Consider the following 25,897-nt stretch of genomic DNA (forward strand, 5'->3'; position numbering starts at 1 on the left):
GCGGCGTCTGGGTGCGTGCATCGCAAGGCGGAGGAGGGAGTCCATGCGGAGCATCGGCGACTGACGACAACGCAGCGAGGTGCGTGCCCAGGCGCCGCCCGGCAGGCGGGGGTTTGAAGACGGGCCCTAGGGCGGAGGTGGGGGAACCTCCCGGCCGCCAGGCCGGGGGCCATCGGCGACCGACGACAACGCGGCGAGGTGCGTGCCCAGACGCCGCCCGGCAGGCGGGGGTTCGAAGACGGACCCTAGACCCGCGCGGGTGGACACCGGGCGTGTGCCCGCGCCGCCGGGCGGGCAGGCGGGGCGGGCCTGGTAGAAGCGGATGGTGAGCTGCCGCAGAGGAATCATCGTCGAGGATGTCAGGTGCGAACCGAGCCCGCCCGGTTGGCAGTTGCCGGCCGCCGTCCGGGCCGGGACGCGGCTTCCCGCGGCGGTGGCGCGGTGACCGGGCCCGGCCGGTGGGCCGGCAACCGGCGCCGGCTCGCCGAGCTCCTCGGCTCCCTGGTCGAGCCGTCGACCCGCTGCGCGCTGCTGGGCTTCCCGTACTACGCCAACGTCGGCGACAGCGCCATCTGGCTGGGGGTGCGCGCGCTGCTCGCCGAACTGGGCGCCGAGGTCGTCTACACCGCCGACCACCACGACTTCTGCCCGGCGACGCTCGCCCGGCGGCTGCCGAGCGGCACCATCCTGCTGACCGGCGGCGGCAACCTGGGCGACCTGTGGCCGAGCCACCAGCGGATGCGCGAACAGGTGGTCGGCGCCTTCCCCGGCCACCGGATCGTCCAGCTGCCGCAGTCCGTCCACTTCGGTGACCCGGCCCGCCTCGAACGGGCCCGGGCCGTCTTCGACGCCCACCCCGATCTGACCCTGCTGCTGCGGGACGAGCCGAGCCTGCGCACGGCCCGCCGGTCCTTCCGCGCCCCCTCCTCGCTCGCCCCGGACTGCGCCTTCGCGCTGCCCGGCCTGCCCCGGCTCCCGCAGCCCGAGCGGCGGATCCTCTGGCTGCGGCGCGGTGACCACGAGTCGGCCGCCCCCGGCGAGCCGCGTCCGGACGGCGAGGTGCACCGCACGGACTGGACCGCGCAGGAGGGCGCCGACGCGCGCTGGACCGCCGCGGCCCGGCATGTCCGGCGGCGGATCGAGCGGGCCTCGGCGGAGCTCTGCCGGACGGCGGCCGACAGCGCGGCGGCCGAGCTGGCCGACGCCCAGGACCGCCACGCCGAACTCCAGCTCCAGCGCGGCTGCCGGCTGCTCGGCAGCGCCTCGGCGGTGGTCACCGACCGGCTGCACGGACATCTGCTGAGCCTGCTGCTCGGTCTGCCGCACGTGGTGGTCGACGACCGGAACGGCAAGATCAGCGGCTACTGGCAGACCTGGGACCACGACCGGCACCGGTCCGTCGCCCGGCGGGCGCCGGACGCCGACGAGGCGCTCCGGACGGCCGCCGCGCTGCTCGCCGACCCGGCCACGCCCCGGCCGGCCCGCGGCCGCTGAGGCGCCGTCAGGGGAAGCGGTCGATCGCCAGCAGCGCCGCGCCGATCGCGCCGGCGTCACCGGCGAAGCGGGCCGCCAGCACCGGCACGGGCGGGCGGTCGCCGGGCGCGTGGAGCCGGTCGGCGAGCGCGGCGCGCGCCGGTGCGAGCAGCAGGCCGCCCGCCGCGACGGGCCCGCCGCCGACGATCAGCGCGGCGGGGTCGAACACGTTCGCCAGGGCGGCCAGGCCGACGCCGGTGAGCGTGCCCACCCGCTCCAGGATCGCCAGCGCCTGCGGGTCGCCGCTCCGGGCGGCCTCGGTGACGACCTGGCCCGCGTCCGGCGGGCCCGCGCCGAGCAGCCGGGCCAGCGGCGAGGCCGGGCGGGCCGCCGCTTCCGCCCGCCCGCGCCGTCCGATCGCGGCGCCGGAGGCCGTCTCGCCCCAGCACCCGCGGCTGCCGCACTCGCACAGCGGCCCCCCGGGCTCGACGATCAGATGGCTGGCCTCGGCGGCGAAGCCGTGCGAGCCGTGCAGCAGCCGCCCGGCGACCACCACGCCGCACCCGAGCCCGGTGCCCAGCGTCACCAGCACCAGGTGCTCGTACCCGCGCCCCGCGCCGAGCCGGTACTCGGCCCAGGCGGCGGCGTTGGCGTCGTTGTCGGTCACCACCGGGAGCCCCACGGCGTCCGCGATCAGCTCCCGCAGCGGCGCCCGCGCGAACTCCAGCCCGGGCGCGAAGGCCAGCGCCCCGCTCCGGGCGTCGACCATCCCCGGCAGCCCGACGCCGACCGCCGCCGACCGCTCGCCGCGCACCCGCGCCACCAGGCCCGCGACGGCGGCGACCAGGTCGGCGGCCGTGCGGCGCGGCGTGGCGCAGCGGGCCCGCGCCGCCACCGCACCGTCGGCCGTCACCCGGACCGCCGCGATCTTGGTGCCGCCGACGTCGATGCCGACCGCCTCCGCCGGGGGCGCGGTCACGGGCCCGCCGGGAGGAACACCCTGGCCTCGCCGCGCTCCGCCGAGGTCCGTACCGCGAAGCCGTCCGGCGCGCGGAGGGCGGACAGGTCGCACGGCCGGTCGGTGCTCAGCAGGTCGCCGCCCACCTGGACCCGGACCGGCACCTGGGCGCCGGTCCGCTCGTTGCGGCCCTTCACGTAGCAGGCGCCGAGCCTGCCGTCCGTCACCTGGACGACGGCGCACCCGCCGCCGACCAGGTCGGCAGTGACGGGGTGTCCGCCGTACGCGGTGCGTGCCCGCACGGGGGCGTCCGAGCGGTTGAAGAGGAAGACCAGCGCCTCCCCGGGGTCCTCGGTGGTCCTGCGCAGGTCGAGCCACGGGCCCGGTCTGGCCCGTACGACGGCGCCGGGCCGGTCGGCCAGCCAGTCCTCGACGGCCGCCGCGACGGGCCGCCCGTCGAGCGCCACGACGCCGGTCCCGCTCCGCCGCACCGCGTCCGCCAGTTCGGTGCAGGGGTTCAAGTGCTCGTCCAGCGCGGGCGGTTCACCCACCAGCAGCAGGGAGCCGCCCCGCCCGACGAAGTCCGCGAGCCGCTGTTGCAGGGCCCGCTCCATGAAACGGCCGGAGACGGCGACCAGGGGCCCGGCCGCGGGGTCGGGGGCCGTCCGGCCGGTGAGTTCGGTCAGCCGGAAGGGGAGGCTCCGCCGCAGGCAGTGGGCGACGAAGGGCACCAGGGTGCGGTCGGCCGAGGGCACCGGCCGGTCGCCGTCGCGCGCCCAGTCCCATGCGCCGATCGCCGCGTACGGCGGATGGACGCCCCACCGCACCCCGGGTTCCGGGCGGGAGAGGGCGAGCGCCTGCTGCCGCCCGGCCAGGAAGTGGGTCAGCACCCGCAGCGCGGCGAACGCCGGGCCGGGGCGGGCGTCGAGCAGGATCGGCGCGGCGTCCCCGTACGGCGGCTCGAACGGCGCGAGGTCCCCGGCCGTCTCCGTCGGCAGGGCGCGGTCGACGGCGAGGTGCCGGCCCCAGCCCTCGGTGGCGCAGGCCGGGTAGACGCTGACGCCGGTCGCCCCGCAGGCGACGCCGAGCAGGGTGTGGTGAACCGGCACCACCGGAAAGGCGCAGCCCGCGTCCGCCCAGCCGAGGCCCCAGTTCTCCTCGATGTTGGGGCCCGGTCCGGCCTTGGCCGCCAGGACGTAGTGGACCAGGGCCTCCTCGTCGCGGAGCACGTCGCCCGTCCAGCCGGTGTAGGCGCGGGGCAGTGCGCCGGCCGCGCCGATCCGGTTCCTGGCCAGCCAGGCGTCATGGCGTCCGACCTCCCGACCGGGGACGCGGTCGGCCCTGGCCGGTGGCGCGCAGGTGGTGAAGACGGGGACGCCGGGCGCGAGCGCCTCGGCGAAGGCCGCCATCCCGGCGGCGAGCGCCTCGGCCGACCACCTTCCCCAATCCACTTGGGAGCGCAGCGCGTTGGCGGACACGTCCGGCGCCGGGGCGGGTGCGTCGGTGCCGGGGGCGTAGCGGGCGAAGGCCGCGGTGCCCGGCGGCGAGTAGTCGAGCGCGTCGATCGGCAGGGCGCTCTCGCCGTAGTGCCCCTCGTTGCCGATCTGGGCGGCGACGACCGGTCCGTGCGGGTGGGCGAAGGGGCGCAGGAACCGGCCGACGGCGCGCAGCCAGTCCGTCGCGTCGGCGAGGAAGCCCGGGTCATGGGCGGAGGGCAGCGGGTCCTGCCGGCAGGGCAGCGGCCGGCCGTCGGCGGACCGGGCGGCCGGCCGGGTCGGGTCGAGCGCGGGGCTGACCCGGTCGGGCAGTCCGCCGTAGGGGAGTTCGGCGTGGACGAAGGGGCCGGGTTTCACCACCGCGAGCAGCCCGGTGGCCGCGACCAGGTCCAGGAAGCGGCCCAGGTCGCGGTTGCCGTCGCTGCCACCGTCGCTGCCACCGTCGCCGTCATCACCGTCGAAGCACCACCGCCGGCCGTCGCCGTCGGCGATCTCGTGGTGCCGCCAGGGGATGTAGCAGGTGACCACCTCGATGCCGGCCTCGCGGACGGCCGCCAGCTTGGCGGCCCACCGGCCGGGACGGTCCCGGTAGTAGGGGTACTCACCGGTGATCAGGAACCGGGGGCGGCCGTCCAGCCAGAGGGTTCCGTCGACGAAGCGGGGCTTCACGGGGCGAGGCCTTCGTCGGCGGCGAGCAGCACCTTCATCGCGCGGTAGCCCGCCCCCGGCGCGACGGCGAGCAGGGCGAGCGCCTCGGCGTACCGTTCGAGCGGCAGGACGTGGGTCACCAGGTCCTCCAGCGGCAACTCCCGGGCGAGGTCCACCGCCAGCGCGAAGTCCGCCGGCCGGTACGGTCCCGCCCCCACCAGCCGGATGCCCCCGGTCACCAGGGCCCGCAGCGGCACGGTGGCGACGCCGGTCTCCTTCTCGCCCATCACCACGACCGTGCCGCCGGGCGCCATCGCGCCGAGCAGGCCGTCCGGCAGCGCCCCGGTGGTGTCGACGACCACATCGGGCCGTACCGCCCCGGCCGCCTCCTGCGCCGTCAGCACCCGGACCGTGCGCGGCAGCAGCAGCCGGGCGAGGTCCACCCGGCCCTGGTCGCACTCGGCAAGGGTGACCCTGGCCCCGCGCCGGGCCAGCACCAGCGCGCACAGCGTCCCGATCGGACCGGCGCCGACCACCAGCACCCGGTCGTCCCAGCGCGGCCCGGCCGCCGCCAGGTTGTTCAGCACGCAGGCGAGCGGTTCCACCAGGGCGCCGCGCCGGTAGGACACCGAGGCGGGCAGCCGGTGGACGAAGCGCTCGGGCACCACGGCGTAGTCGGCCATCGTCCCGTCCCGGTCGACGCCGACCTCCCGGCCCGCCTTCGCCCCGCAGTGGGCCGGCAGCCCGCGCCGGCAGGGGCGGCACCGGTCGCAGTGGTACGTCGGGTTGATCACCACCCGGTCGCCCGGCGTCACCGAGCCGACGCCGGCCCCGGTCGCGGCCACCGCGCCGACCGCCTCGTGCCCCAGCACCACGCCCCGCCGGGCGGGGAACTCCCCCAGCAGGATCGCCCGGTCGGTGCCGCAGATGCCGGTGGCCGCCACCTTCACCAGGACCTCGTCCGGTGCGAAGGCGGGGACGGCGCGCTCGTGGATCCCGGGCCGGCCCACGTCCTCGAACACGACGGCCTTCATGCGCAGCCTCCCAGCGGATCGTTCACCAACGGTCGCATAGAGTGTCCGGTATGAACCCGTTTTGGCAGCCGAGCGGGTGGCCGACGCCATCGGGCTCCCGGCCGAGGATCCTGCTGCTCGGCGCGTCGGGGTTCGTGGGCGGCGGCCTGTGGACCGCCCTGACGCCGCGCCACGAGGTCGTCGGCACCTGCGCCACCCGGCCGCTGCCGGGACTGGTCCGGCTGGACCTGCGGGACGAGCCCCGGCTGGCGGCGCTCGCGGCCGGCGGCTTCGACCTGATCGTCCACGCGGCCGGCCTGGTCCCGCTGGAGGCGGCCGAGGCCGACCCGGCCCTGGCCCACCGGCTCAACGTCCGCCCCGTCGAGGTGCTGCTGGACGCCGTACGCGGCTCCGCCACCAAGCTGCTGCTGCTCTCCAGCGACAACGTCTTCGACGGCACCCGCCCCCGGTACACCGAGGACGACCCGAGGTCCCCGGTCAACGTCTACGGGCGGACCAAGACGGCGGCCGAGGACCTGCTGCTGGCCGAGGGCGGGCACCTGATCGTGCGCATTCCGCTGGTCTTCGGGCGCGGCCCCTGGGCGAACACCTTCCTGGACCGGCTGGCCGGTCCGACGACCGCCGCCCGCACGGACCTGGTCTGCGCCCCCGTCTACCTGCCCAGCATCGGCCCGGCGCTGGAGCGGCTCTGGGACCGCACGGGCGTCGTGCACTACGGCGGCGCCGACGTGCTGACCCGGTTCGAGCTGATGTCCGCGGTCCGGCGGGCCCTCGGCCTCCCCACCCGGGTGGTACCCACCGAGGGCGGTTCCGGCTGCCGCCGCCCGCCGCGGCTGGTGCTGCGCAGCACCCGGCACACCCTGCTCGGCCCCGGTCTGGACGAAGCGCTCGCGCACCTAGCCGCCTAGATCGGCGACCAGGGCGAGGTGGCGCTCGGCGTCCACGCCACCGCCGGGGCGGGTGAGCCCGGCGGCGAGGTCGTTGATCAGCAGGGTGCCGAGCAGGTAGTGGCCGAGGGCGAGTTCGGTGGGCGTGGAGTCCCGGCCCCGCAGGTCGGGCTTGGGCTTGCGGTCCGAGAGCCGGCACGGGGCCTCCGCCAGGACGTGCAGGTCGTGGGTGAGCAGCAGCCGTTCGCGCCAGAGCGGGTCGTCGTGGAACAGGGCGGCCAGGCCCCGGTGGGACGCCAGGTGGGGCAGGAACCGGTGGATCGCCGCGCGGTAGCCCGGGAACACCGGCTGCCGGAAGCCGACCTCGTAGCCGTGCTTCGACCTGTGCACCGAGAAGCCCGTGCGCAGCGCCGGGTCCCAGACGGTGAGGCTGAAGAGCGTCTTGGCCAGGTCGTAGACCGGGTCCCAGGGTTCGACGGAGCCGCGCGGGTCGATCAGCCGGAAGTCCTCCGCCGCCGCCCCGGGGCTCGTGGACAGCAGCACGTTGCGGGTGTTGGCGTCCCCGTGTCCGGGGGCCATCAGCCGGGCGGGTGCCAGCCCGGCCGGCAGCCGCCCCGTCAGCCGGCGCAGGACCAGGTGCGGGGCCTCGCAGGGCACTCCGTTGACGGTGAGGCGCTCGGCGGCCATCAGCTCCGCCGGCAGGGCGCGGGACAGCACGGGCAGGCGTCGCAGGAACCGCCCGACGACGACGTCCGCCAGGTGGCCGGGCGGGGTGGGGTGGGAGCGCGCGGCGTAGCCGTCCAGGACCAGGGCCTGGACGAGGGCGGTGTAGCGGCGGAAGAACTCCCCCGTGCCCTGCGGCGAGGCCCGCAGGGGTGCCGCCAGGTCCGCCGAGTCGTAGTACGGCGTGGTGCAGGCCGACCAGCCGTCACCGTCCAGGACGTGCGGCACCGGCAGGTAGTGCGCGGCCAGCCGCGGGGCGACGGTGCGCAGCAGCTCGATCTGGCGCGGTTTGCGGCGGAAGGAGACCAGGTCGTGGCCGTCCACGGCGCCCGGTGCGGGCACCAGGACCTTGACCACCAGCCGCTCCCCCGCCGGGCCGGTGGCCCGGTGCACCCGGGCGGGCGACCCGCCGTCCAGGATCTCCTCCCCGACGGTGAGGCAGAGGGCGTCGGCGACGGCCGCCAGGACCGTCTGCCCGGTCCACCCGCCGGGCGGGCGGGCGGCGGTGACCTGCCGGTGCTCGGTCGGCACGGCCGCCTCCTACCAGCGGATCGAGTCGATCAGCGCCGCGTGCAGCTGCGGGGTGCAGGCGGCGATGCAGGAGCGCTGGTTCAGCGGGCCGATCTCCAGCAGCAGGGTGTCGTGCAGCGGCTTGCCGTAGGCGTCGGTGATGGTGACGCCGGCGCGTTCCGCCAGGTACACCGAGGCCGCGATGTCGTACGGGAACAGGTGCAGCACACTGCCGTGGCCGACCCGGCGGAAGTCCGCCTCGGTCTCGGGGCGGTCGCGCAGCAGCCGGTTGCCGATGTCGACGTAGGCGTCCATCTGGCCGGTGATGATCCGTGAGATGGAGAAGGAGGCGCTGTTGAACACGTAGACGCCGCCGGTGTTGGCCGAGGCGTCGATCAGGTGGCCGTAGGCGCCGGTCATCAGCTGCGCCGGGTGGCCGTTGAACTCCAGGGACCAGAACATCCGCTCCGGGTCGGCGGTGGCGGAGAGCCGGGGCACCGGCACGGGGTAGCCGGACGACTCGATCCCGCTCCCGTCCGCGTCGGCGTACAGCCAGTTGCCGGTCTTGATCTCCTGGAGCATCGCGTACCGGATGTCGCCGATGACGGGCGCCTCGCCGAACGGTGCCGCGGCGATGGAGACGCAGGCCATCTCCAGGTCGGCGGCGGCGCCCCGGGTGCCGTCGATGGGGTCGATGATCAGCACGTACCCGGGCGCGCGGCCGATGGTGCGCAGCCCCTCGCTCTCGGTGTAGACGGCCACCGGCTCGCCGCGCTCGCGCAGGAAGTCCCAGGCGGCGCGTTCCGCGAGCACGTCGACGGGGAACTCCGCGTCGCCGCCCTTCGCCGTGCCCGCCACGTAGCGGCTGCCGACCTGGTGGAGTCCGTCGCGCACGGCCGTCCGGATCCGCCCGGACAGCTCCTGGACGAGGCCCCTCATGAGACCGAGAGGAGCAGTCGTTCCAACAGGTCGCACATCTCGTCCGCCTCCTGACGGGTCATGATCAGCGCCGGGCGGACCTTCAGCACGTTGCCGTGCCCGTACAGCGAGGTCCGCAGCAGCAGTCCGTGGTCCATGCCGAGTTCGGCGAGGTGGTTGGTGAGCGCGGGGTCGGGGCGGCCGTCGCGGTCGACGATGTCGATGCCGATCATCAGCCCGACGCCGCGGACCTCCTGGACGAACGGCACCCTGGCGGCCAGGTCGCGCAGCCGGCCGAGCACGTACGCGCCGACGTCGCGCACGTTCTCCAGGAAGCCGGGGCGGCCGATGATCTCCAGGGTCTTCAGGGCGGCCGCGGCGGCCAGCACGTTGCCGCCGAAGGTCGAGTTGATGTGGTGGCCCTCGACGCCGGTCAGCCGCTCCTCGGTCAGGATGCCGGCGATCGGCAGGCCCGCGCCGCCGAGGCCCTTGCCGAAGGTCATCATGTGCGGGGCGACGCCGAAGTGGTCGGCGGCGAACATCCGGCCGGTACGCCCGAAGCCGGTCTGGATCTCGTCGAAGACCAGCACGATGCCGCGTTCCTCGCACAGCTCCTTGAGCGCCTGGAGGTAGCCGTCCGGCGGGACGACGTTGCCACCGTTGCCGCTGATCGGCTCCAGCACCACGCAGGCCACCCGGCCGGTGCTCGCGTAGTCGATGAAGTCGTTGATCCGCTCGACGCACAGCAGGCCGCAGGTGGCCCGCTCCTGCCGGTAGAAGCAGCGCAGGCAGTGCGGGTCGGGGACGTGCACCACACCCGGCAGGTGCGAGGGGAAGGGGGCGCGCCGGAAGGCCGCGCCGGAGGCGCCGATCATGCCGAGGGTCTGGCCGAGGTGGCCGCGGAAGAGCGTGACCACGTCGGACTTCCCGGTGTGCACCTGGGCGATCTTGACGGCGCCCTCGTTGGCGTCGGAGCCGCTGGCCGACTTCAGGTGCACCCGGGTGAGGTTCGCCGGTGAGACCTCGGCCAGCTTCGACACCAGCGCGTTCAGCGGCTCGGTCTGGAACCTGGAGGTGACGTGGATGAGCCGGCCGGCCTGTTCGCGGACCACCTCGACGATCTCGGGATGGGCGTAGCCCAGGCTCAGGTTGAACGTCCCCGAGGAGCAGTCGAGGAAGCGCCGCCCGTCCTCGGCGTAGAGGTGGACGCCCTCGCCGCCGACCACCCGGAGGTCGTCCGGCCGGTAGTAGTAGTGCTGGAGCGCCGCCGCGGCGTCCCCGCCGGGCGGGGCCTTCGGCGTGGCGGACGCGGCGCGTGCCGCGGGGCTGGCCTGTCTCATCGGCTTTCCTCCGACAATTCCTGGCAGATCGACCTGCTCGAAGGATTCGAAACGCAGATCCGCCTCGTGGAGATCGAGTGCGGCGGTCATCGAGTTCGGTATCGCGACGCAGCGGATTCCGGCCCTTTTCGCGGCGCGGACGCCGCTCGGCGAATCCTCGAACGCCACCGCCCGCTCGGCGGGAATTCCCAGCGAGGCCAGTGCCGCAACATAGAGATTCGGTTCCGGTTTCGCGCTGGCGCGGTCGCCGTCGGCGCATTGCACGGTGCTCCACCCGTCCGCGAGGCCGCATTGCCGCGCGTACCGGGCGACCCATTCCCGGGTCGAGTTGCTGACGATCCCCCGGGAGATCCCGAGGGCGTCGACCGCGCCCAGGACCCGGTGCACACCGGGCCTGCCGCCCAGCCCGCCGAGCAGCCGCGACTGCCGGCGGCGGACCCTTTCCTGCAGTTCACGGCGGTCCGCCGTACAGCCGGTGGCCCGTTCGAGCTCCGACCACAGGTCGGGCCCGATGGTGCCGACGAGGGACGCCCACACCTCGGCCGGGAGCCGGTGGCCGAATTCCAGAAAGGTCTCCGCATGGGCGCGGAATATCTCTGCCTCCGGATCCCACAACGTCCCGTCGAAATCGAAGAGAATCGCGTCTACGTCCTTCACGTACACCTCCGTCGAGCGGCGGACGGCCGCGCGGCCAGGGTCAGTGCACGGAGCCAGGCACCAGGGGTCCATCATGGCCCAGCCCCACCGGGCCCGCCATTCATGGTTCGTCGACGCACCCACGACAGGCGTAGGAAACCGTGCGGGCACGGGAACGGGGTGCTCGACTGGAAGGCAGGCCGGCGAAGGACCGGAGCGAGAGTCGAGGAACGATGGACGCAGACAGCCGCCCCACCGCGGCGGCTCCCCCCAGCGGCCCACGTCCCCGGGTCGCCGTGGTGGGCCACGTCGAGTGGACGACGATCGCGGGCCTCGACCGGGTGCCCGCCGCCGGCGAGGTGCTGCACGCGGACCCGCTCTGGCGGGGCCCGGCCGGCGGCGGTGCGGTCGCGGCCGTGCGGCTGGCCGAGCTGGCCGGCGGCTGCACCTTCTTCACCGCCCTCGGCGACGACCACGCCGGGCGGCGCTCGCGGGCCGAACTCGAACGCCGGGGCGTGCGGGTACTGGCCGCGCCCCGCCCCGGCCCCACCCGGACGGCGGTGAGCATGATCGACCGCTCCGGCGAGCGCACCACCGTCACCCTGGGCGAGCGCCTGCAACCGGCCGCCGCCGACCCCGTCGGCTGGGGGCGGCTGGCCTCCTTCGACGCGGTGTTCTTCACCGCCGGGGACGCCGCCCTGCTGCGCCTGGCCCGGCGGGCCGGGGTGCTGGTGGTGACCGCGCGCGAGTTCGCCACCGTACGGGAGTCCGGCGTCCGGGTCGACGCCCTGGTGGGCAGCGCCTGCGACCCCGCCGAGCGCTGCGACCCGGCGCTGCTGCGCAGCCTGCCGGACCTGGTGGTCAGCACCGAGGGCCGGCACGGCGGCGTGTTCACCCGATGCGGCCAGCCCCCTCGGCGCTACCGCCCCGCCCGCGCGCCCGGCCCGCTGGTGGACACCTACGGCGTCGGGGACAACTTCGCGGCCGTGCTCACCTACGCGCTCGCCACCGGCTCGGCCACGGCCGACGCGCTGGACCTCGCCGCCCGGCACGGCGCGGCCTGCACCACGCGGCGCGGCCCGTTCGCGGCCGGACCCGCCCCCAGGCGGCAGGAGGTCGGGGTGTGAAGCGGCTCCTCCTGCTGTGGGACATCGACGGCACGCTGATCGACAGCGACCACGTCTGCGAGGCGCTCTACCCGCACGCCTTCGAACGCCTCACCGGCCGCCCGGCGCTGCACCGCGTCACCATCGCGGGCCGCACCGAACTCGACATCATGGACGAACTGTTCGCCCGGCACGGCGTCAGCGGGATCGATCCCGGCCTGGTCACCGCCGAACTGGCCGCACAGCTGCACCGGCGGGCCCCCGCACTCCGGGCCACCGGACGGGCCCTGCCCGGCGCCGTCGAGGCCCTGCGGGCGCTGGCCGCCCGGGAGGACGTCGCCCAGTCCGTGCTCACCGGGAACCTGCGGGCCAACGCCGAGCTGAAGCTGGGGCTGTTCGGGCTCGCGGCCCACCTGGATCCCGCGGCCGGCGCGTACGGCGGCGACGCCCGCGAGCGGGCCGCGCTCGTCCCGGTCGCCCGGCGGCGCGCGGCGGCCGTGTACGGGGCGGGCTTCGACGCCGGCAACACCGTGCTGATCGGCGACACGCCCCGGGACGTGCAGGCCGGGCGCGTCGGCGGGGCGCGGGTGGTCGCCGTCGCCTCGGGCGCGAGCAGCGCCGCCGAACTGCGGGCGGCGGGCGCGGACGCGGTGCTGGCGGACCTCCGCGACACCGCCGCCGTGCTGCGCGCCGTCCGGGCGGTGGGGCTCACCTCGGGGAACCCCGGATGACGGGGGGCGTCCGCCCGGTGCGCCTGGTCTCGGTCGTCATCCCCGCCCGCAACGCCGAGGCGACCATCGCCACGCAACTGGAGGCGCTGTGCGGGCAGACCTACCCGGACCCGTGGGAGGTCGTCGTCGTCGAGAACGGATCGAGCGACGGCACCCGTGCGCTCCTGCGGTCCTGGCAGCGGCGCATGCCGCGACTGCGGGTGACCTGCACCGGGGCCCCCGGCGTCAACCGGGCACGCAACGCCGGCTGCCGCCACGCCGAGGGCGAGTTCGTGCTGCTCTGCGACGCGGACGACGTGGCGGCCCCCGGCTGGGTGGCCGGCCTGGTCGACGCCCTGCGCACCAGCCCGGCCGTCGGCGGCGCCCTCGAACGCCGGCTGCTCAACGGGCCGGTGGCCCTCGCCGCGCGCCCGCCGAAGAAGCTCCCCGCACTGCTCGACACCTTCGGCTTCCTGCCCTACCCGGCGGGCGCCAACTGCGGCTTCCACAAGGAGCTGTGGCACCAGCTGGGCGGCTTCGACGAGAGCTACCACGGCGGCGGCGACGACACCGAGTTCTTCTGGCGCGCCCAACTGGCCGGTCACCGCCTGGCTTTCGCCCCGCACGCCGTCGTGCACTACCGCCACCGCGGCGACACCCGGGCCATCGTCCGCCAGTCCTACGGCTACGGGCGCTCGCACCCCAAGCTCTACCGCGACTTCGCCCCCGCCGGCATGCCCTCCTCCCCGCTCGCCGACGCCGCCGCCGCCTGGTGGCGCCTGCTGCTCCGCACCCCAGACCTCCTCGGCCCCACCGACCGCCGCGCCGCCCTCCTCGCCCAACTCGCCCTCCGCACCGGCCGCCTCACCGGCAGCGCCCGCCACCGCCGCTGCTACCTGTGACGGGCGCCGGGCGAGCCGGCTACGGCCTGCTGTCGTAGAGGTTGAGTCCGCCGATGATGTCGGCCCCGTCCACCCAGAACTCGCTGCGGTTGCCGTACTGGTCCCACGCGGCGATCTCCAGGGTCATCCACTCGCTCCAGTGCGTCAGCGGGCCGTTCGGGATGTGCCAGCCGTCGCCGCCGGTGGTGGAGTGCACCCAGGTGAAGCAGAGGTAGCGCTCGGGGTAGCTGCGGTCGTAGATCCTCGCGTAGTCGGACCACAGGTTGCCGTCGGGGAAGTCGGTCACCTGCCCCAGGCTGTGCCCGTCGTCCGCGTCGTAGTACGCGGAGGCGTGCGGCTCCTTGTTCCAGACGTAGCCGCCGTAGAAGTTCGCGTGGTGGTTGTCGGACGGGATGTGGCTGGAGAAGAGCCCCACCCAGCCGTCCTGGCTGAAGCAGTTCCACACCTTGAAGGTGACGAAGTGGTTCTCCCCGGAGTTCAGCGACAGGTAGTAGTTCCAGGCGTCCGTCGTGACCCACTCCGTGACGCCGCCGAGGGCGGTCGTCGTGCGCGCGTACTCCCAGCTGACGTCCCCCCGCCGGTGCACCGTGGCCGACAGCGGGGTGAGGACGATCTTGTCGCTGAACGTGCCGTTCAGGGAGCTGGTGAAGGTGTCGCCGGAGTCGGTCTTGACCAGGACGCCGATCGACTTCGCGTTCACCACCCCGGACCCGCAGTAGACGTAGAACGTGACCTGCTGGATGCCGCGCTCCGCGGAGGAGGCCTCGGCCTTCTCGCCGGCGCCCCCGGGGATCGCGGTGTAACGGTTCGCGCTGTCCGTGTAGGACCAGGCCGACCCGCTCTTCCAGGAGAGCGTCGACTGGTCGACGTAGTCGATGAGCCACAGCCGCGAGAGCAGGTGCCCGGGATCGACGGCGGTGATCCCCCCTTTCTCGTCGGTCGGCTGGACGCTGACCGTCACGGCGATCCGGTTCTGGCCGTTCGCGTAGATGTCGCAGGTCTGGTAGCCGCTCTCGATCACTACCGAGAGCTTCGAGACGCCCGTCCAGGTCGACATGCCCGGCCTCCTTCGTCCGATTCCCTCCCACCAGCCTGACGCCCAGTCACCGCGAGCGGCACGGGGCCTCGCGGATTTGGCCGATTCCCGCCGAGGCCCATCCGGCCCAGCCCGCCTGGCGATTTGTCGGCACTTCTCCGACTGTTGGCCTGTGCCGCAGCCCCACCGACCCCAGGAGGAACGGAATGGACGTCATGGAATTGACCGGGACGTACACCTACCGGAGTTTCCTCGAACTGCCGGACCCCGTCGACGACTTCAACCGGCTCCGGTTCGCCCAGGCGACCCTGGAACTGACGGCCGGAGCGGACGGCGCGGTCGGCGGTGAGCTGATCCTCTCGGACCCGGGAGAGGAACCACTGATCATCATGGACATGACCGGAACGGCATCGGCCTCGTCGCGCGTCTCGTTCACCCTGACCGGCCGGGGCCGCCCGCCCATCACCGACTTCCACTACGAGTACGACGGCGCCGTCCTGCGCCACTGGGAGGCCGGCGTCGGCCAGCGCACGGTCCTCGCCGGGACGGTGCTGCGGGCGGAGCCCCACGGGGGCGCGCCGGCCGGGCGGACCGCGAGCTTCCTGGCGGTGCGGCGCGACTGACGGGACCGACCGGACTGGCCGGACTGGCCGGACCGGCCGGACCGGCCGACCGGCGGCGCGGCGGGCGCGCAGCCGGGCGGGCGCGCAGCATGGAGACAGGGACCGGCGTCGAGCCGAGCGGTGCGGAGGAACCATGACAGCCACCACCCCGGGCCACAGGAGCCGTCCGATCGTCCTCGGCGTGGACCGCGATCCCGGGCCGTTGGCCACCGCCTGGGCCGCGGACGCGGCCGAGCGGCGCGGGCTCCCGCTGCGGCTGGTCCACGCCGTCCCGTCGGTGGCCCGCGAGTTCCGCCCCGCCGACGAGGGCCGCTACCACAAGGCGCTGCGCGAGCGCGCCGACGAGGCGCTCGACCGGGCGGCCGCCGAGGCCCGCGCGCGCCATCCCGGTCTGGTGATCACGACGGTGGTCGAGGAGGACATCCCGGCGCCCGCGCTGTGCCGGGAGTCGGCGCACGCCTCGCTGGTGGTCCTCGGCACCCGGCGCCTCAGCCGGGTCGCGCAGGTGCTGAGCCTCGCCTCGGTGACCGTCCCGGTGAGCGCCCAGGCCCGCTGCCCGGTGGTCGTCGTGCCGGGCCCCGAGCACACCACCCAGGACCCGCCGTCCGTCGTGGTCGGCGTCGACGGCAGCCCCGCCGCGGCCAACGCCGTCCGCTTCGCGCTCGGCCTCGCGGCGGAACGGCGGGCCGACCTGCGCGCCGTCCGGGTCCGCCAGCGCGCCGCGTTCGACCGGACCGACCCGCGCACCGTCGAGGCGGAGCTGCGGCGGGAGCTGGTCACCGGCACCGCGGGCCTGCACGCGCTGCACCCCGAGGTCCACCTCACCCACGAGGTGCTGCACGGGCACCCCGTCGAGGAGCTGGCCCGGGCGTCCGAGCACGCGCTCGCCGTCGTGGTCGGGCGGCGCGGCGACGGCGGGTTCACCGGCATGCGGATGGGCTCCGTGCCGTCCGGGCTGCTCCGCCGCGCCCGCTGCCCCGTCATCACCGTCCCGGCGCCGCCGGACGACGGGCGCTGACCGGCACCGATCCCTCCCGGGAGGAGGCCGCCGTGAACGAACCACCCGCCACCGACGGACCCGCTGCCGCCGGACCGGTCCTCGTCGGGTTCGACGGTTCACCCGAGAGCCTCGCCGCCACCGGCTGGGCGGCCGACGAGGCGCGGCGCCGCGGACTGCCGCTGCACCTGCTCCAGGCCTGGCCGTGGCCGAAGACCGATGTGCTCGGCACGGACGAGGTGATCAGCCGCAGCCGGCGCCGGCTGGCCGACCGGGAGGCGGAGCTGCGCGCGGAGTTCGCCGGGGGCGAGGTGACCTCGGCCCAGGTCTCCGAGGACCCGGTCGAGGCCCTGGTGACGGCCGGGCGCACCGCCTCCCTGCTGGTGCTCGGCTCGCGGGGGCTGGGCACCGTGCACGGCTTCCTGGTCGGCTCGGTGAGCCACCAGGTGCTGCGCCGGGCGGCCTGCCCCATCGTCCTGGTGCGCGCCGTCGCGGAGGGGAGGCCCGCCCCGGAGGGCCGGGAGGTCGTGGTGGGCGTCGACCTGAAGCACCGGTGCGACGCGCTGCTCGCCTTCGCCTTCGAGGCCGCCGGCCTGCGCGGGGCGCCCCTGCGGATCGTCCACGGCTGGGAGCCGCCGATCGGCAGCGAGTACATGGCCTCCCCCGCCGTCGACGGCAGCGCGGGGGACCTGTCGGCGGTCGACCGGGACGGCATGGACGCCCTGCTGGCCACCTGGCGCGACCGCTACCCGAAGGTCGAGGCGACCACCGTCCTGGTGCACGCCCCGCCGCCCGCCGCCCTGGTCGAGGCCTCGGCGACGGCCGGGCTGGTGATCGTGGGCCGGCCCGCCCGGCGGTGGCCGCTCGGTACGCACCTGGGCCCGACCGCACACGCCGCCGTCCACCACATCGGCTGCCCGGTCGCCGTCGTCCCGCACGCCTGAGCGCCGCCGGGCAGGCCCCGGCCCTGCACGCCGGGAGCGTGGACGGGAGCGGCGGCACCAGCGGGTTCGCCGGGACCGGCCGCCTCGGCGAGCCGGCGCACGACGAGGTGCTCGCGGCCTTCCGGCACGTGGTCGAGCGCGCGCACCACGCGGGCAAGCCGGTGGGGACCCTGGCCGGCAGTGAGCGGCTCGCGGAGATCGCCAGGGCGGCGGGCTGCCGGTTCATCGCGGTGGGCACCGACGTCGGACTGCTCACCCGCGGGGGCGCGCAGCTCCTGAGTGCCCACCGGCCCACCGACCGGCCCGTCCGGCCCGCCGTGTACTGAACGGGTCCGCAAGGGAAGGTCTCCGACTGACCGTCAGGCTTGATGTTCGGGCCGTCCGCCGTCGGCGGACGGCCCGACAGCGGCTACTTCTCGCAGGCGATTCCGTCGCCGTCGCGGTCGAGCGCCGAGCGGTAGCCGGGGTCGCCGCGGTGGAGCGGGGCGGCGCCGGCGGCCTTCGCCTCGTCACAGTTCCGGTAGGAGGCCGCCGGGCGTTCGGGGGTCGGCTCGGCGGCGGGGGTGGTCCGCGGCGGCGCGGGGACGGTCGCCACCGGGGGTTCGGCAGGCCGGACCTGAGGCGCCGTCGGCACGGGCGGGGTGGTGCGGTCCGGCGCCGGGACGGGCGCGGGCGCGGCGGAAGTCGTGACCGGAGCGGGAACGGGGGTCTGGACGGGCGGCTGAACGGGGGGCGGCGTCGGGACGGCGGTGACCGCCTCAGGCGTGGGGACGGCGCTCGGGCTCTCGGTCGGGGTGGCCGAGGCCGACTCGGTGGGAGTCGGAGTCGGAGTGGGCGAGTCGGTGGGCGCGGGCGTGGTGACGGTGGCCACCGGCGCCGCCGGGTCCTTCTCGGCCGGGCCGAGGATCGCCCCGAGCCAGAAGAAGGACATGAACACGCACCACACGGTGAGCAGCACCTTGAGGGCGACGTGCACCCGCCGCGACCGCCACAGCAGCACGGCGGCGACCGGCGGGAGCAGGATCAACAGGGCGATCCGGACCAGCCGGTTGCCGGTGGTTCGCGGCTGCGGTGGGGTGGGCGGCTGCGGGTTCGGGTGCACGCGTAAGGTCCTCGGGTCGTCGGAAGATCTGACCGCCGCACAAGGCCCGGGCGGTCCGGAGAACGATGATCGTATCCGCCCGGACCGGACGCCGATGACCACTGCCATGGACCGTCCCCAGCGGCGTTCACCCCTTCCGGCGACCCGGTCGCCGATGTGTTCGAACCGGCCGCGCGGGCCCGGCGGACGCCTCGGGGCGCAGTGCCACGGCTTCGCCACAGAAGTGGCGCCGGGCCGGGCCCGTCACCCGTCACCCGGCGCCGGAAACCCGGCCGGCCGGCCGGCCCGGTGCGGGGAAGACGTGACGATCCAGCAGCGGCGGGCGCGGGGCCACCCCGGGCCCGCCCGCCCGGATCCAGTCGGCAACCGCCTCCGTCGCGGCCGGGTCGTTGACCAGGCCCAGCCAGACCGGCCGTCCGCCGGCCGCCCGGCCTCCGGCGGACGGCCGGACCACGATCACGTTCGCCTGCTCGCACACGTCCAGGCAGGCGGAGATCCCCACCGGGGCGACCTCGCGCAGTCGCGCCGTCTGCGCCGCGTGGTCCGCGCCGGCCACCTTGACCGTGCCGCAGCAGCAGTCCCGGCAGACCACCACCCGGCAGGGCACCGCGCCGGGCGGTTCCGCCGCCTCACCGCCCGTGACGGCTCCCATGCCGACTCCCGTACCGGCGAGGGCTCCGCCGACGGCTTCGGGCCTTCCGAGGTCCATGAGGTCGGGCACGCCGAACCACCCCTCTCTCCGGGGAGATCCGCCCCGGGCTCCAACGAGGAGGCGACGCCGTGAGTCTCCTGGCTCCCGGGTCGCTGCTCGTCCCGGCCTTCCCGCCCCTTGCGGGGGCAGTGGCCCGTGCGGGATCCGCTCGCCGGTCACAGTGGCGGGACCGCGCCGGATTTCCACCGGCTTCCTCGTTCCGCCGTCGCCCTGTCGCCGATCATCATCCCATCGGAGCGGCCGCTCGCCCAGCCCACCTCCGGACCGGCCGGCGGCACCCGTGCGGCCGGCGGTACTCCCGCGGACGGCGGGTCAGCCGGTGCCGCCGGCCTGACCGACCGAGGCCGGCGGAGCCGGCGGACGGGCCCGCCCGCCGTCGTGGCCGGACGCCGCCACCGCGATCAGGGCGACCACGACGGCCGCCACCGCCACCCGTCCGAGCGCCCGCACCACCCAGGCCGGCAGCGACCGGGCCCCGCCCCGCCCCGGCGCACCCAACCGCTCGGCCCGCCGGGCCGGCCGCAGCAGCCGGACCAACAGCAGGACGGCGAGCGGTACCTGCAGCAGCCACAGGACCGTGCGCGGCCACTCGCCGAACCACACGTTGGTCCCGTAGAGCAGGGTGTGCCAGACGCTCAGCACGTAGACGACGACCACGAAGCGGTGCAGCCGGCGCCAGGTGTTCGGCCCGATCCGGTGCCGCACGTAGAACAGCAGGCCGAGCGGCACGGCCAGGTAGAGCGCGCCCTGCCCGAGCGGGATGGCGGTCCGGCCGGTACCGGAGTCGTACCAGCCGGGCACGAAGCTGTCGGCGAACCCCGACCAGAGCCGGTCGCCCCACGCCGACTCGGCCTCGTAGCGCACGAGTTCGGCCGCGAACAGCAGCGCGTGCGCGAACATCAGGGCCGTCGTGGTCAGGCTCGTCGTGCGGTGCCAGCACTCCAGGGTCTGCCGGGCGACCGGCAGCCGGGCGGGCCGCGGACCGGACAGCAGCAGCCCCAGTACCACCGTCCCCCAGGCCCACAGCAGTCCCGACCAGCCGAACGCCTGGCTCAGCAGGTACATCCAGTACGTGCGCGAGTCGTCCATGAACGGCATGACCGCCACCGTCGCCGAGGTTCCGGCGTCCATCCGGACGTACAGCAGCACGAACACCGCCGCGGTGACGCCGACCGCCGCGCCCGCGTCGGGCAGCGCGGCCCGCAGGTCGGCGCGCAGGGCGACGCGTTCGGCGGGCCGCCTCCCGGCGGCGGGCGGGGCGTCCGGAGCGTCGTCCCCCGACGTCGTCTCAGGCAGCATCGTGGACCTTCCGGAACGGCGGGACACCTTTTGACGGTGTACAGCAGACGATGGGTCGAACAAGTGTGGCGGAGGGCTTCCGGCTTGCCGAGCCCGTATCCGGCCAGAGTGGCACGTGGACCGGCGGCCCTTCCGTCGCAGCGCCCCGACGCCCCGGCCCGCGGACCGACCGCATTCGGACAACCGCCCGCACGCGCCCTGCCACCGGAGCGCGAGCCCCCGTATGCTCATGACCGCAGCCGGTTCGCGCCTCCCGACCGACCGGACTTCGGCGGCGCGACGCAAGAGGGAACCCGGTGGGAAACCGGGACTGTCCCGCAGCGGTGAGTGGGAACGAAAGCCGTCATCAGCACTGGGCCTGGCTCCGCCCCGGCCCGGGAAGCGACGGCCGGTAGGTGTGCGCCGGTCCTTCGGCGCACCGGCCCACGAGTCCGAAGACCTGCCGCTGCGCCCGCACCCCCACGTGCGGGCTGTGCACGGTGACCTCGTGGACTGGGTCGGCGGTACGGACGGCTGCGCGGCGTGCGACGACACGCCGTGCCCTCCTCCTCCGGGTCATGACACGGGGCTCGGAACGAGGAGAAGGACGTGCCCGTGACCGCGCGAGTTCCGCCCGCCCGCACCGGGCGCCGACCGGCCCGCCCACCGGCGGCACGGGCGGCGCGATGGTGACCCCCACCGGAGGGGCCCGGCCCGCCCCACCGCCGGGCGGCACGCTCTCCGGTGTCTGCCACGGCACCCTGGGCGAGCTCTACCAGGGACCGCTGCACGCCGGTCCCCGCCCCGACATCGCGGTGGTGTCGTTCCCCGTCGACCGCCACTCCTGGGTGCACTTCACCCCGGGGACGGACCCGCCGGACCCGCTGCCGCTCGGGGCGAAGGCCGCGACGGCCGCCCGGCTGTTCCTGGAGCGCTTCGGGCTGACCCTGCCGCCGGGCCGCTGGTGCGTGCACTCCGAGCTCACCATCGGGGTGGGCATGGCGAGTTCGACCGCCGACATCGTGGCGACGCTGCGCTGTCTGTTCCGGATCTTCGCGCTGCCGTACGACACCGGGGTGGTGCTCGCCGTGCTGCGCGAGATCGAACGGGCCGACAGCGTCTTCCTCGACGAGTTCGCCCTGCACCTGAGCGGCCGGCACCGGGTGGTGCGGCGGCTGGGCACCGGCATCGGCTTCCACACCGCGTACATCACCGAGCCCGGGACGGTGGACACCGCCGCCGTCACCGACCTGCTGCTCGGGCACTACCGGCGGCACGGCGAGGAGTACCGGCGCTGCCTGACCGACCTGCTGACGGGCTTCGCCGCGGGCGACCCGGCCGCCGTCGCGCGGACGGCCACGGCCAGCGCCGCGCTCTCCCAACTGGTGCTCCCCAAAGGGACGTTCGACGCGCTGCTCGCCCACCGCGAGGAGTTCGGCGCCGACGGGATCTTCGTCGCCCACACCGGTTGCCTGATCGGCTACCTGCTCCCCGAACGCCCGGACGCCGCGCTCAAGTCGGACCTGTCCGCGTTCTTCCACTCGCTCGGCCACCAGTGTTCCTTCGCCCAAGGAGGCTACAGGTGATCCACCCCCACATCGCCGACGCCCTGAAGGTCCCCGATCTCGTCCGGCTCACCGACGGCCTCGTGCTGGTCCGGTTCGAGTCGATGAAGATCTACTCGGCGCTCGCCGCCGTCCGCCACCTGCTGGAGCGCGGCACCGTCCGCCCCGGGCAGACCCTGGTGGACAGCTCCAGCGGCATCTACGCCTACGCGCTGGCGCTCGCCTGCCACCGGCACCGCATGCGCTGCCACATCGTCGCGTCCACCACCGTCGACGCCACCACCCGCGCCCAGTTGGAGATCCTCGGCGCCACCGTGGAGCAGGTCGTGCCGTCCCGGGACCTCAAGCTGGACCAGGAACTGCGGGTGCGGCGGGTACGCGAACTGCTCGCCGAACACCCGGACTGGCACTGGATGCGGCAGTACCACGACGACGTCCACTACCTCGGCTACCACGAGGTCGCCGACCGGATCACGGCCGCCTTCCCCGGCGCCGCGCTGACCGTCGTCGGCGGCGTCGGCTCCGGCGCCTCGACCGGCGGGGTGGCGACCCGGCTGCGCGCCTCCGACCCGTCGGTGCGGCTGGTCGGGGTACAGCCCTTCGGCAGCGTCACCTTCGGCAGCCAGCGGCACCACGACCCGGAGGCGATCATCGCCGGGATCGGTTCCTCCATCGTCTTCGACAACGTCCGCCACCACCTCTACGACGGCATCCACTGGCTGGACTTCACCCACGCCATGGCGGGCACCGTCGCCCTGCTGCGCGACCACGCCGTCTTCGCCGGGCTTTCCACCGGCGCCGGCTACCTGGCCGCGACCTACGAGGCGCGCCGCCACCCCGACCGGCTGCACCTGGTGATCGGTGCCGACACCGGCCACCGCTACGTCGAGCGCGTCTTCGCCCGGCACGCCGAAGCCCCCGACCCGGCCGCGTTGAAACCGGTCGAGGTCTCCGCCCCCGAGGAGATGTCCATGCCCTGGTCCACGATGGCCTGGCGGCGCACCGCGTGCCCGCCGCACCCCGAGGAGCGGGCGGCATGAGCATCGTCTGCCTGGAATCGCTCACCTTCGGCCTCGGCCACCTGGTGCGGGCCGCCGACGCGCTCGGCGAACGGCTGACCCTGCTCACCCGCGACCGCTCCTACTACACCTACGAGTTGGAGCGGCTGCCGGCGGACGCACTGGACGTCGTGGAGACCGACACCTTCGACGTGGACGGGCTCGCCGCGCTGCTGCAGCGCTCCCCCGGGCCGCGCGGCCTGATCAGCTCCACCGACACCTGGACGCTGGTCGCCTCCGAACTCGCCGAACGCCTCGGCCTGCCCGGCCTCGACCCGGCCGTCCTGCGGCTGACCCGGGACAAGTCGGCGGTGCGCCGCCGGCTGTACGAGGCCGGGCTGACCCGCGGCCGGGCGGTACCGGTCACCGGGGCCGGCCCGGAGGCGGCGGAGGCACTCCTCAAGGAGCCCGGCCTGCCCGCCGTCCTCAAGGACACCGCGGGCACCGGCAGCCAGAACGTCTGGCTGGTGCGCGACCCGGCGGAGCTGGACGCCGTCCTCGCCGAGGCCGCCGGGCGGGAGTTCCGCGGCCGGCTGTTCGCCGAACCGTACTTCGCCGGGCCGGTGTACAGCGCCGAGACGCTCGGCTGGGACGGCCGGACCAGGCTGCTGGGCGTCTCCAGCCGGCTGATGTCCCCCGAGCCGTACTTCCGGGAGGAGATCACGGCGTTCCCGGTGGCGTTCCCGGAGCCGCGCCGGGCCGCGCTGGAGCGGTGGCTCGGCGACGTCCTCGCCGCCGTCGGCTACACCGACCGCTTCGCGCACGTGGAGTTCGTGCTGACCGCCGACGGCCCGGAGATCGTCGAGATCAACCCGCGGATCGGCGGCGCACTGGTCGGCGAAGGCCTGTGCCGCGCGCTCGGCGTCAACGTGTACGAGGCGCTGGTCGAGGCCGCGCTCGGCCGCCGCCCCGCCCTGATGGACGCCGAACCGCCCGGCGGCCCGGCCGTCGCCTTCGTCCTCGGCTACCCCGCCGCGCCCGGGGTGTTCACCGGCGTCGCCGGGCTGGAACGGCTGGCCGGCCTGCCCGGCTCGCCCGCCTGGTACCCGGTCAGATCGGTGGGCGACGTGGTCGAGCACCTGGCCGACAGCCGCGGCTACGCGGGCATCGTCTACGCGGAGGGCGAGACCGCCGAGCTGGCCACCCACCACGCGGTCGCCGCCGCCAACGCCCTGCGGGTGCTCACCGAGCCGGTCGCGCCGCCCGCGGCCGCCGACGGGGGCGGGGCCGACAGTGGCTGACCGCACCGCCGGCCCGACGGGGCTGCGGGCCGCGCTCGGCACGCTCGACGGGCCGCTGCGGTTCCTGCTGCTCAGCTCGTTCCTGATCCCGCTCGGCAGCTTCATGGTGCTGCCGTTCATGTCGGTCTTCCTGCACGAGCGGCTCGGCATGGGCCTCGGCACGGTCGGCGTCGTGCTGGCCGCGGCCTCCCTGGTGCAGTTCTCCGGCGGGATCGCGGGCGGCGCGCTGGCCGAGCGGATCGGGTTGCGGCGCACCATGCTGTGGGCGCTCACCGTCCGTACGGTGGGCTTCGTCGGCCTGCTGCTCGCCCTGCGCTGGCCGCCGCTGGCGGTCGGCGCGCTCGTGCTCACGTGCTGCGGCGCCGCGCTGTACCTGCCCGCCAACAAGGCCTACCTGGTGCGGGGCGTCGACGACGCGCGCCGACCGGCCTTCCTGTCGGCGGGCAACGCCGCCCTCAACGCGGGCATGGCGGTCGGGCCGCTGATCGCCGGGCCGTTCGTGCTCTCCTCGCCCGGCTACCTCTTCCTCGCCGCCACGGCGCTGTTCGCGCTGGTCACCGCCGGCCACGCGGGGCTGCCCCCCGGGGCCGCGCCGCAGCGGGCGCAGGAGCCGGACACCGGGCGTGGCCTGCTGGCCGGGATCGCGGTGCTGCCGTTCGCGGCCAACGCGCTCGCCTTCTACCTGTACTTCCACTTCCAGCACTTCCTGGCGATGTACGCGGTCGAGCGGGCCTCGGGCACCTTCTACAGCCTGGTGCTGCTGCTCTGCTTCACGCTGGTCATCGTGGTGCAGCCGCTCGCCTCCGACGCGATCCGGCGGATGCCCTACCCGATCGCCCTGGCGGCCGGCTTCGCCGGGCTCGCCGCCGGGCTGGCCGTGCTCGCCGCCGGCACCCGGCCCGCGCTGCTGGCGGGCGGGGCGCTGATCACCCTGGGCGACATCGTGCTCTTCCTCAAGAACGACCTGGAGGCGCTGGCCCGCAGCCCGCGCTCGGACGCCGTGGTCTTCGGACAGCAGCGGCTCGGCGCCGGACTCGGCGCCTGCGCGAGCGGCGTCCTCGGCGGACAGCTCTACGGACTGTCCGAACGGGGCGGCCACACCGGGCTGTTCTGGCTGCTGGCCGCCACGCAGTGCCTGCTGCTGCCCCCGCTGCTGCTCGCGCTGCGTACCCGCGCCGCCGAACCCCATCCCCCAACCGCACGACGACGAAGGAGCACTGAGGCCGCATGACACGGACGGGCGGGTTCCAGGACGACGACTTCTGGACCGAGTTCCACGACTTCCTGTTCTCCGAGCAGCGCCACACGCAGGCCGAGGAACTGCTCGGCTCCTCCCCGCTGCTGGACTTCCCGGCCGGCTCCCGGGTGCTCGACCTGTGCTGCGGGCCCGGCGTCTTCAGCGTCCCACTGGCGCGGCGCGGCCACGCCGTGACCGGCGTCGACCTCAGCCCGCCGATGCTGGAACGCGCCCGGCGGCTGGCCGACGGGGCCGGCGCCAAGGTGACGTTCGTGCGGGCCGACGCGCGCACGTACGAGGCGCCGGGCGAGTTCGACGTGGTGCTCAACATGTTCACCTCCTTCGGCTACTTCGAGGACCCCGCCGACAACGCCCGGGTGCTGCGCACCATGCACGACAGCCTGACGCCCGGTGGGACGCTCGTCCTCGACCTGGCCGGCAAGGAACTGCTGGCCCGCCGGGTCACCCCGCCGAAGGTGGTGCGGCGCGGCGAGGACCTCGTCGTCCAGACCGACACGGTGCTGGACGACTGGGCGCGGCTGCGCAGCGACTGGGTGCTGGTGCGGGGCGAACGCGTCACCCGCGCCACCCTGGTGTGGTTCGTCTACAGCGCGGTGGAGCTGCGCCGGATGGCCGAGGAAGCGGGGTTCGAGCGGATCGAGGTGTTCGGCGGCTTCGACGGCCGCCCGTACGACGAGGACGCCGAGCGCCTGGTGCTGCGGGCGGCCCGCCCGGCGTGACGGCGGGGCCGGGGGGCGTGCGC

General features: G+C 75.2%; 24 protein-coding genes, 1 pseudogene and 2 riboswitches. Of the genes and pseudogenes, 14 read left to right on the forward strand and 11 right to left on the reverse strand.

Annotation, left to right across the window (positions count from 1 at the left end; genetic code table 11):
- Positions 1-441 precede the first annotated feature (441 nt).
- Positions 442-1,494, forward strand: coding sequence for a polysaccharide pyruvyl transferase family protein (locus ACFZBX_RS19940; RefSeq protein WP_391535069.1), 1,053 nt, complete (start codon positions 442-444; stop codon positions 1,492-1,494).
- Between the two features lie 7 nt (positions 1,495-1,501).
- Here the strand turns inward: ACFZBX_RS19940 and ACFZBX_RS19945 are convergent, their stop codons facing one another.
- Genes ACFZBX_RS19945 through ACFZBX_RS19955 form a run of 3 tightly spaced genes read right to left on the reverse strand, consistent with a single transcriptional unit; the run spans position 1,502 to position 5,609 of the window.
- Positions 1,502-2,452, reverse strand: a complete 951-nt coding sequence (locus ACFZBX_RS19945; protein ID WP_391535070.1) for an ROK family protein — start codon at positions 2,450-2,452, stop codon at positions 1,502-1,504.
- A complete protein-coding gene (locus ACFZBX_RS19950) occupies positions 2,449-4,596 on the reverse strand; it encodes a beta-galactosidase (protein WP_391535071.1) in 2,148 nt (715 codons plus the stop codon). The genes ACFZBX_RS19945 and ACFZBX_RS19950 overlap by 4 nt, the downstream gene beginning before the upstream one ends.
- Positions 4,593-5,609, reverse strand: a complete 1,017-nt coding sequence (locus ACFZBX_RS19955) for a zinc-binding dehydrogenase (protein WP_391535072.1) — start codon at positions 5,607-5,609, stop codon at positions 4,593-4,595. Before ACFZBX_RS19955 ends, ACFZBX_RS19950 begins: the two co-directional genes overlap by 4 nt.
- A 50-nt stretch (positions 5,610-5,659) precedes the next feature.
- Here ACFZBX_RS19955 and ACFZBX_RS19960 point away from each other — a divergent pair, with 50 nt between their 5' ends.
- Positions 5,660-6,517: an SDR family oxidoreductase gene (locus tag ACFZBX_RS19960; RefSeq protein ID WP_391535073.1), complete on the forward strand. Its 858-nt coding sequence runs from the start codon at positions 5,660-5,662 to the stop codon at positions 6,515-6,517.
- Here the strand turns inward: ACFZBX_RS19960 and ACFZBX_RS19965 are convergent.
- The 4 genes and pseudogenes from ACFZBX_RS19965 to ACFZBX_RS19980 form a co-directional block, all read right to left on the reverse strand.
- Entirely contained in the window at positions 6,506-7,750 is a 1,245-nt protein-coding gene (locus tag ACFZBX_RS19965; RefSeq protein ID WP_391535074.1) for a hypothetical protein, read from the reverse strand. The genes ACFZBX_RS19960 and ACFZBX_RS19965 overlap by 12 nt on opposite strands.
- Positions 7,751-7,759: 9 nt before the next feature.
- Positions 7,760-8,668: an inositol monophosphatase family protein gene (locus ACFZBX_RS19970; protein WP_391535075.1), complete on the reverse strand. Its 909-nt coding sequence runs from the start codon at positions 8,666-8,668 to the stop codon at positions 7,760-7,762.
- Positions 8,665-9,987, reverse strand: coding sequence for an aspartate aminotransferase family protein (locus ACFZBX_RS19975; RefSeq protein WP_391535217.1), 1,323 nt, complete (start codon positions 9,985-9,987; stop codon positions 8,665-8,667). The genes ACFZBX_RS19970 and ACFZBX_RS19975 overlap by 4 nt, the downstream gene beginning before the upstream one ends.
- 75 nt (positions 9,988-10,062) lie before the next feature.
- Positions 10,063-10,719: pseudogene (locus ACFZBX_RS19980) on the reverse strand (HAD family hydrolase); the annotation flags it as partial.
- Positions 10,720-10,856: 137 nt separating this feature from the next.
- Here ACFZBX_RS19980 and ACFZBX_RS19985 point away from each other — a divergent pair.
- The 3 genes from ACFZBX_RS19985 to ACFZBX_RS19995 are packed head-to-tail and all read left to right on the forward strand — an operon-like array spanning position 10,857 to position 13,341.
- A complete protein-coding gene (locus tag ACFZBX_RS19985) occupies positions 10,857-11,750 on the forward strand; it encodes a PfkB family carbohydrate kinase (RefSeq protein ID WP_391535076.1) in 894 nt (297 codons plus the stop codon).
- Positions 11,747-12,460, forward strand: coding sequence for an HAD family hydrolase (locus ACFZBX_RS19990; protein ID WP_391535077.1), 714 nt, complete (start codon positions 11,747-11,749; stop codon positions 12,458-12,460). Before ACFZBX_RS19985 ends, ACFZBX_RS19990 begins: the two co-directional genes overlap by 4 nt.
- A complete protein-coding gene (locus tag ACFZBX_RS19995; RefSeq protein WP_391535078.1) occupies positions 12,457-13,341 on the forward strand; it encodes a glycosyltransferase family 2 protein in 885 nt (294 codons plus the stop codon). The genes ACFZBX_RS19990 and ACFZBX_RS19995 overlap by 4 nt, the downstream gene beginning before the upstream one ends.
- 19 nt (positions 13,342-13,360) lie before the next feature.
- On the opposite strand, the gene ACFZBX_RS20000 is transcribed toward ACFZBX_RS19995, so the two are convergent.
- A complete protein-coding gene (locus ACFZBX_RS20000) occupies positions 13,361-14,398 on the reverse strand; it encodes a hypothetical protein (RefSeq protein WP_391535079.1) in 1,038 nt (345 codons plus the stop codon).
- Positions 14,399-14,583: 185 nt separating this feature from the next.
- Here ACFZBX_RS20000 and ACFZBX_RS20005 point away from each other — a divergent pair, with 185 nt between their 5' ends.
- The 4 genes from ACFZBX_RS20005 to ACFZBX_RS20020 all read left to right on the forward strand — a co-directional run bounded on the left by ACFZBX_RS20005 (position 14,584) and on the right by ACFZBX_RS20020 (position 17,267).
- The gene (locus ACFZBX_RS20005) at positions 14,584-15,000 is read left to right on the forward strand and encodes a hypothetical protein (protein ID WP_391535080.1); all 417 of its coding nucleotides are present in this window, start codon (positions 14,584-14,586) and stop codon (positions 14,998-15,000) included.
- Between the two features lie 133 nt (positions 15,001-15,133).
- Complete coding sequence (locus ACFZBX_RS20010; protein WP_391535081.1) at positions 15,134-16,018, forward strand: universal stress protein; 885 nt, start codon at positions 15,134-15,136, stop codon at positions 16,016-16,018.
- A gap of 32 nt (positions 16,019-16,050) precedes the next feature.
- Positions 16,051-16,941, forward strand: coding sequence for a universal stress protein (locus ACFZBX_RS20015; protein ID WP_391535082.1), 891 nt, complete (start codon positions 16,051-16,053; stop codon positions 16,939-16,941).
- Positions 16,942-16,979: 38 nt separating this feature from the next.
- Positions 16,980-17,267 (forward strand): hypothetical protein, encoded by a 288-nt coding sequence (locus ACFZBX_RS20020; RefSeq protein WP_391535083.1) that lies wholly within the window; start codon positions 16,980-16,982, stop codon positions 17,265-17,267.
- A gap of 83 nt (positions 17,268-17,350) precedes the next feature.
- Here ACFZBX_RS20020 and ACFZBX_RS20025 read toward each other — a convergent pair whose 3' ends face one another.
- The 3 genes from ACFZBX_RS20025 to ACFZBX_RS20035 all read right to left on the reverse strand — a co-directional run bounded on the left by ACFZBX_RS20025 (position 17,351) and on the right by ACFZBX_RS20035 (position 20,054).
- Positions 17,351-18,043, reverse strand: a complete 693-nt coding sequence (locus tag ACFZBX_RS20025; RefSeq protein WP_391535084.1) for an excalibur calcium-binding domain-containing protein — start codon at positions 18,041-18,043, stop codon at positions 17,351-17,353.
- Between the two features lie 250 nt (positions 18,044-18,293).
- Positions 18,294-18,695, reverse strand: coding sequence for a (2Fe-2S) ferredoxin domain-containing protein (locus tag ACFZBX_RS20030; protein WP_391535085.1), 402 nt, complete (start codon positions 18,693-18,695; stop codon positions 18,294-18,296).
- Between the two features lie 130 nt (positions 18,696-18,825).
- A riboswitch (cobalamin riboswitch) is annotated at positions 18,826-18,954 on the reverse strand.
- 113 nt (positions 18,955-19,067) lie between these two features.
- Entirely contained in the window at positions 19,068-20,054 is a 987-nt protein-coding gene (locus ACFZBX_RS20035; protein WP_391535086.1) for a ferric reductase-like transmembrane domain-containing protein, read from the reverse strand.
- A 283-nt stretch (positions 20,055-20,337) separates the two neighbouring features.
- Positions 20,338-20,495, forward strand: a riboswitch (cobalamin riboswitch).
- 224 nt (positions 20,496-20,719) lie between these two features.
- Between ACFZBX_RS20035 and ACFZBX_RS20040 the strand changes: the two genes are divergently transcribed.
- From ACFZBX_RS20040 to ACFZBX_RS20060, 5 genes are read left to right on the forward strand one after another with little or no spacing between them, the layout of a single operon-like run.
- Positions 20,720-21,619, forward strand: a complete 900-nt coding sequence (locus tag ACFZBX_RS20040) for a hypothetical protein (RefSeq protein ID WP_391535087.1) — start codon at positions 20,720-20,722, stop codon at positions 21,617-21,619.
- Positions 21,616-22,638, forward strand: a complete 1,023-nt coding sequence (locus ACFZBX_RS20045) for a cysteine synthase family protein (RefSeq protein ID WP_391535088.1) — start codon at positions 21,616-21,618, stop codon at positions 22,636-22,638. The genes ACFZBX_RS20040 and ACFZBX_RS20045 overlap by 4 nt, the downstream gene beginning before the upstream one ends.
- Positions 22,635-23,897, forward strand: a complete 1,263-nt coding sequence (locus ACFZBX_RS20050; protein ID WP_391535089.1) for an ATP-grasp domain-containing protein — start codon at positions 22,635-22,637, stop codon at positions 23,895-23,897. The genes ACFZBX_RS20045 and ACFZBX_RS20050 overlap by 4 nt, the downstream gene beginning before the upstream one ends.
- Positions 23,890-25,128 (forward strand): MFS transporter, encoded by a 1,239-nt coding sequence (locus ACFZBX_RS20055; protein ID WP_391535090.1) that lies wholly within the window; start codon positions 23,890-23,892, stop codon positions 25,126-25,128. The genes ACFZBX_RS20050 and ACFZBX_RS20055 overlap by 8 nt, the downstream gene beginning before the upstream one ends.
- Positions 25,125-25,874, forward strand: coding sequence for a class I SAM-dependent methyltransferase (locus ACFZBX_RS20060; protein WP_391535091.1), 750 nt, complete (start codon positions 25,125-25,127; stop codon positions 25,872-25,874). The genes ACFZBX_RS20055 and ACFZBX_RS20060 overlap by 4 nt, the downstream gene beginning before the upstream one ends.
- Positions 25,875-25,897: the final 23 nt, after the last annotated feature.

Source organism: Kitasatospora sp. NPDC008115, from assembly GCF_042957205.1.
GTDB lineage: Bacteria > Actinomycetota > Actinomycetes > Streptomycetales > Streptomycetaceae > Kitasatospora.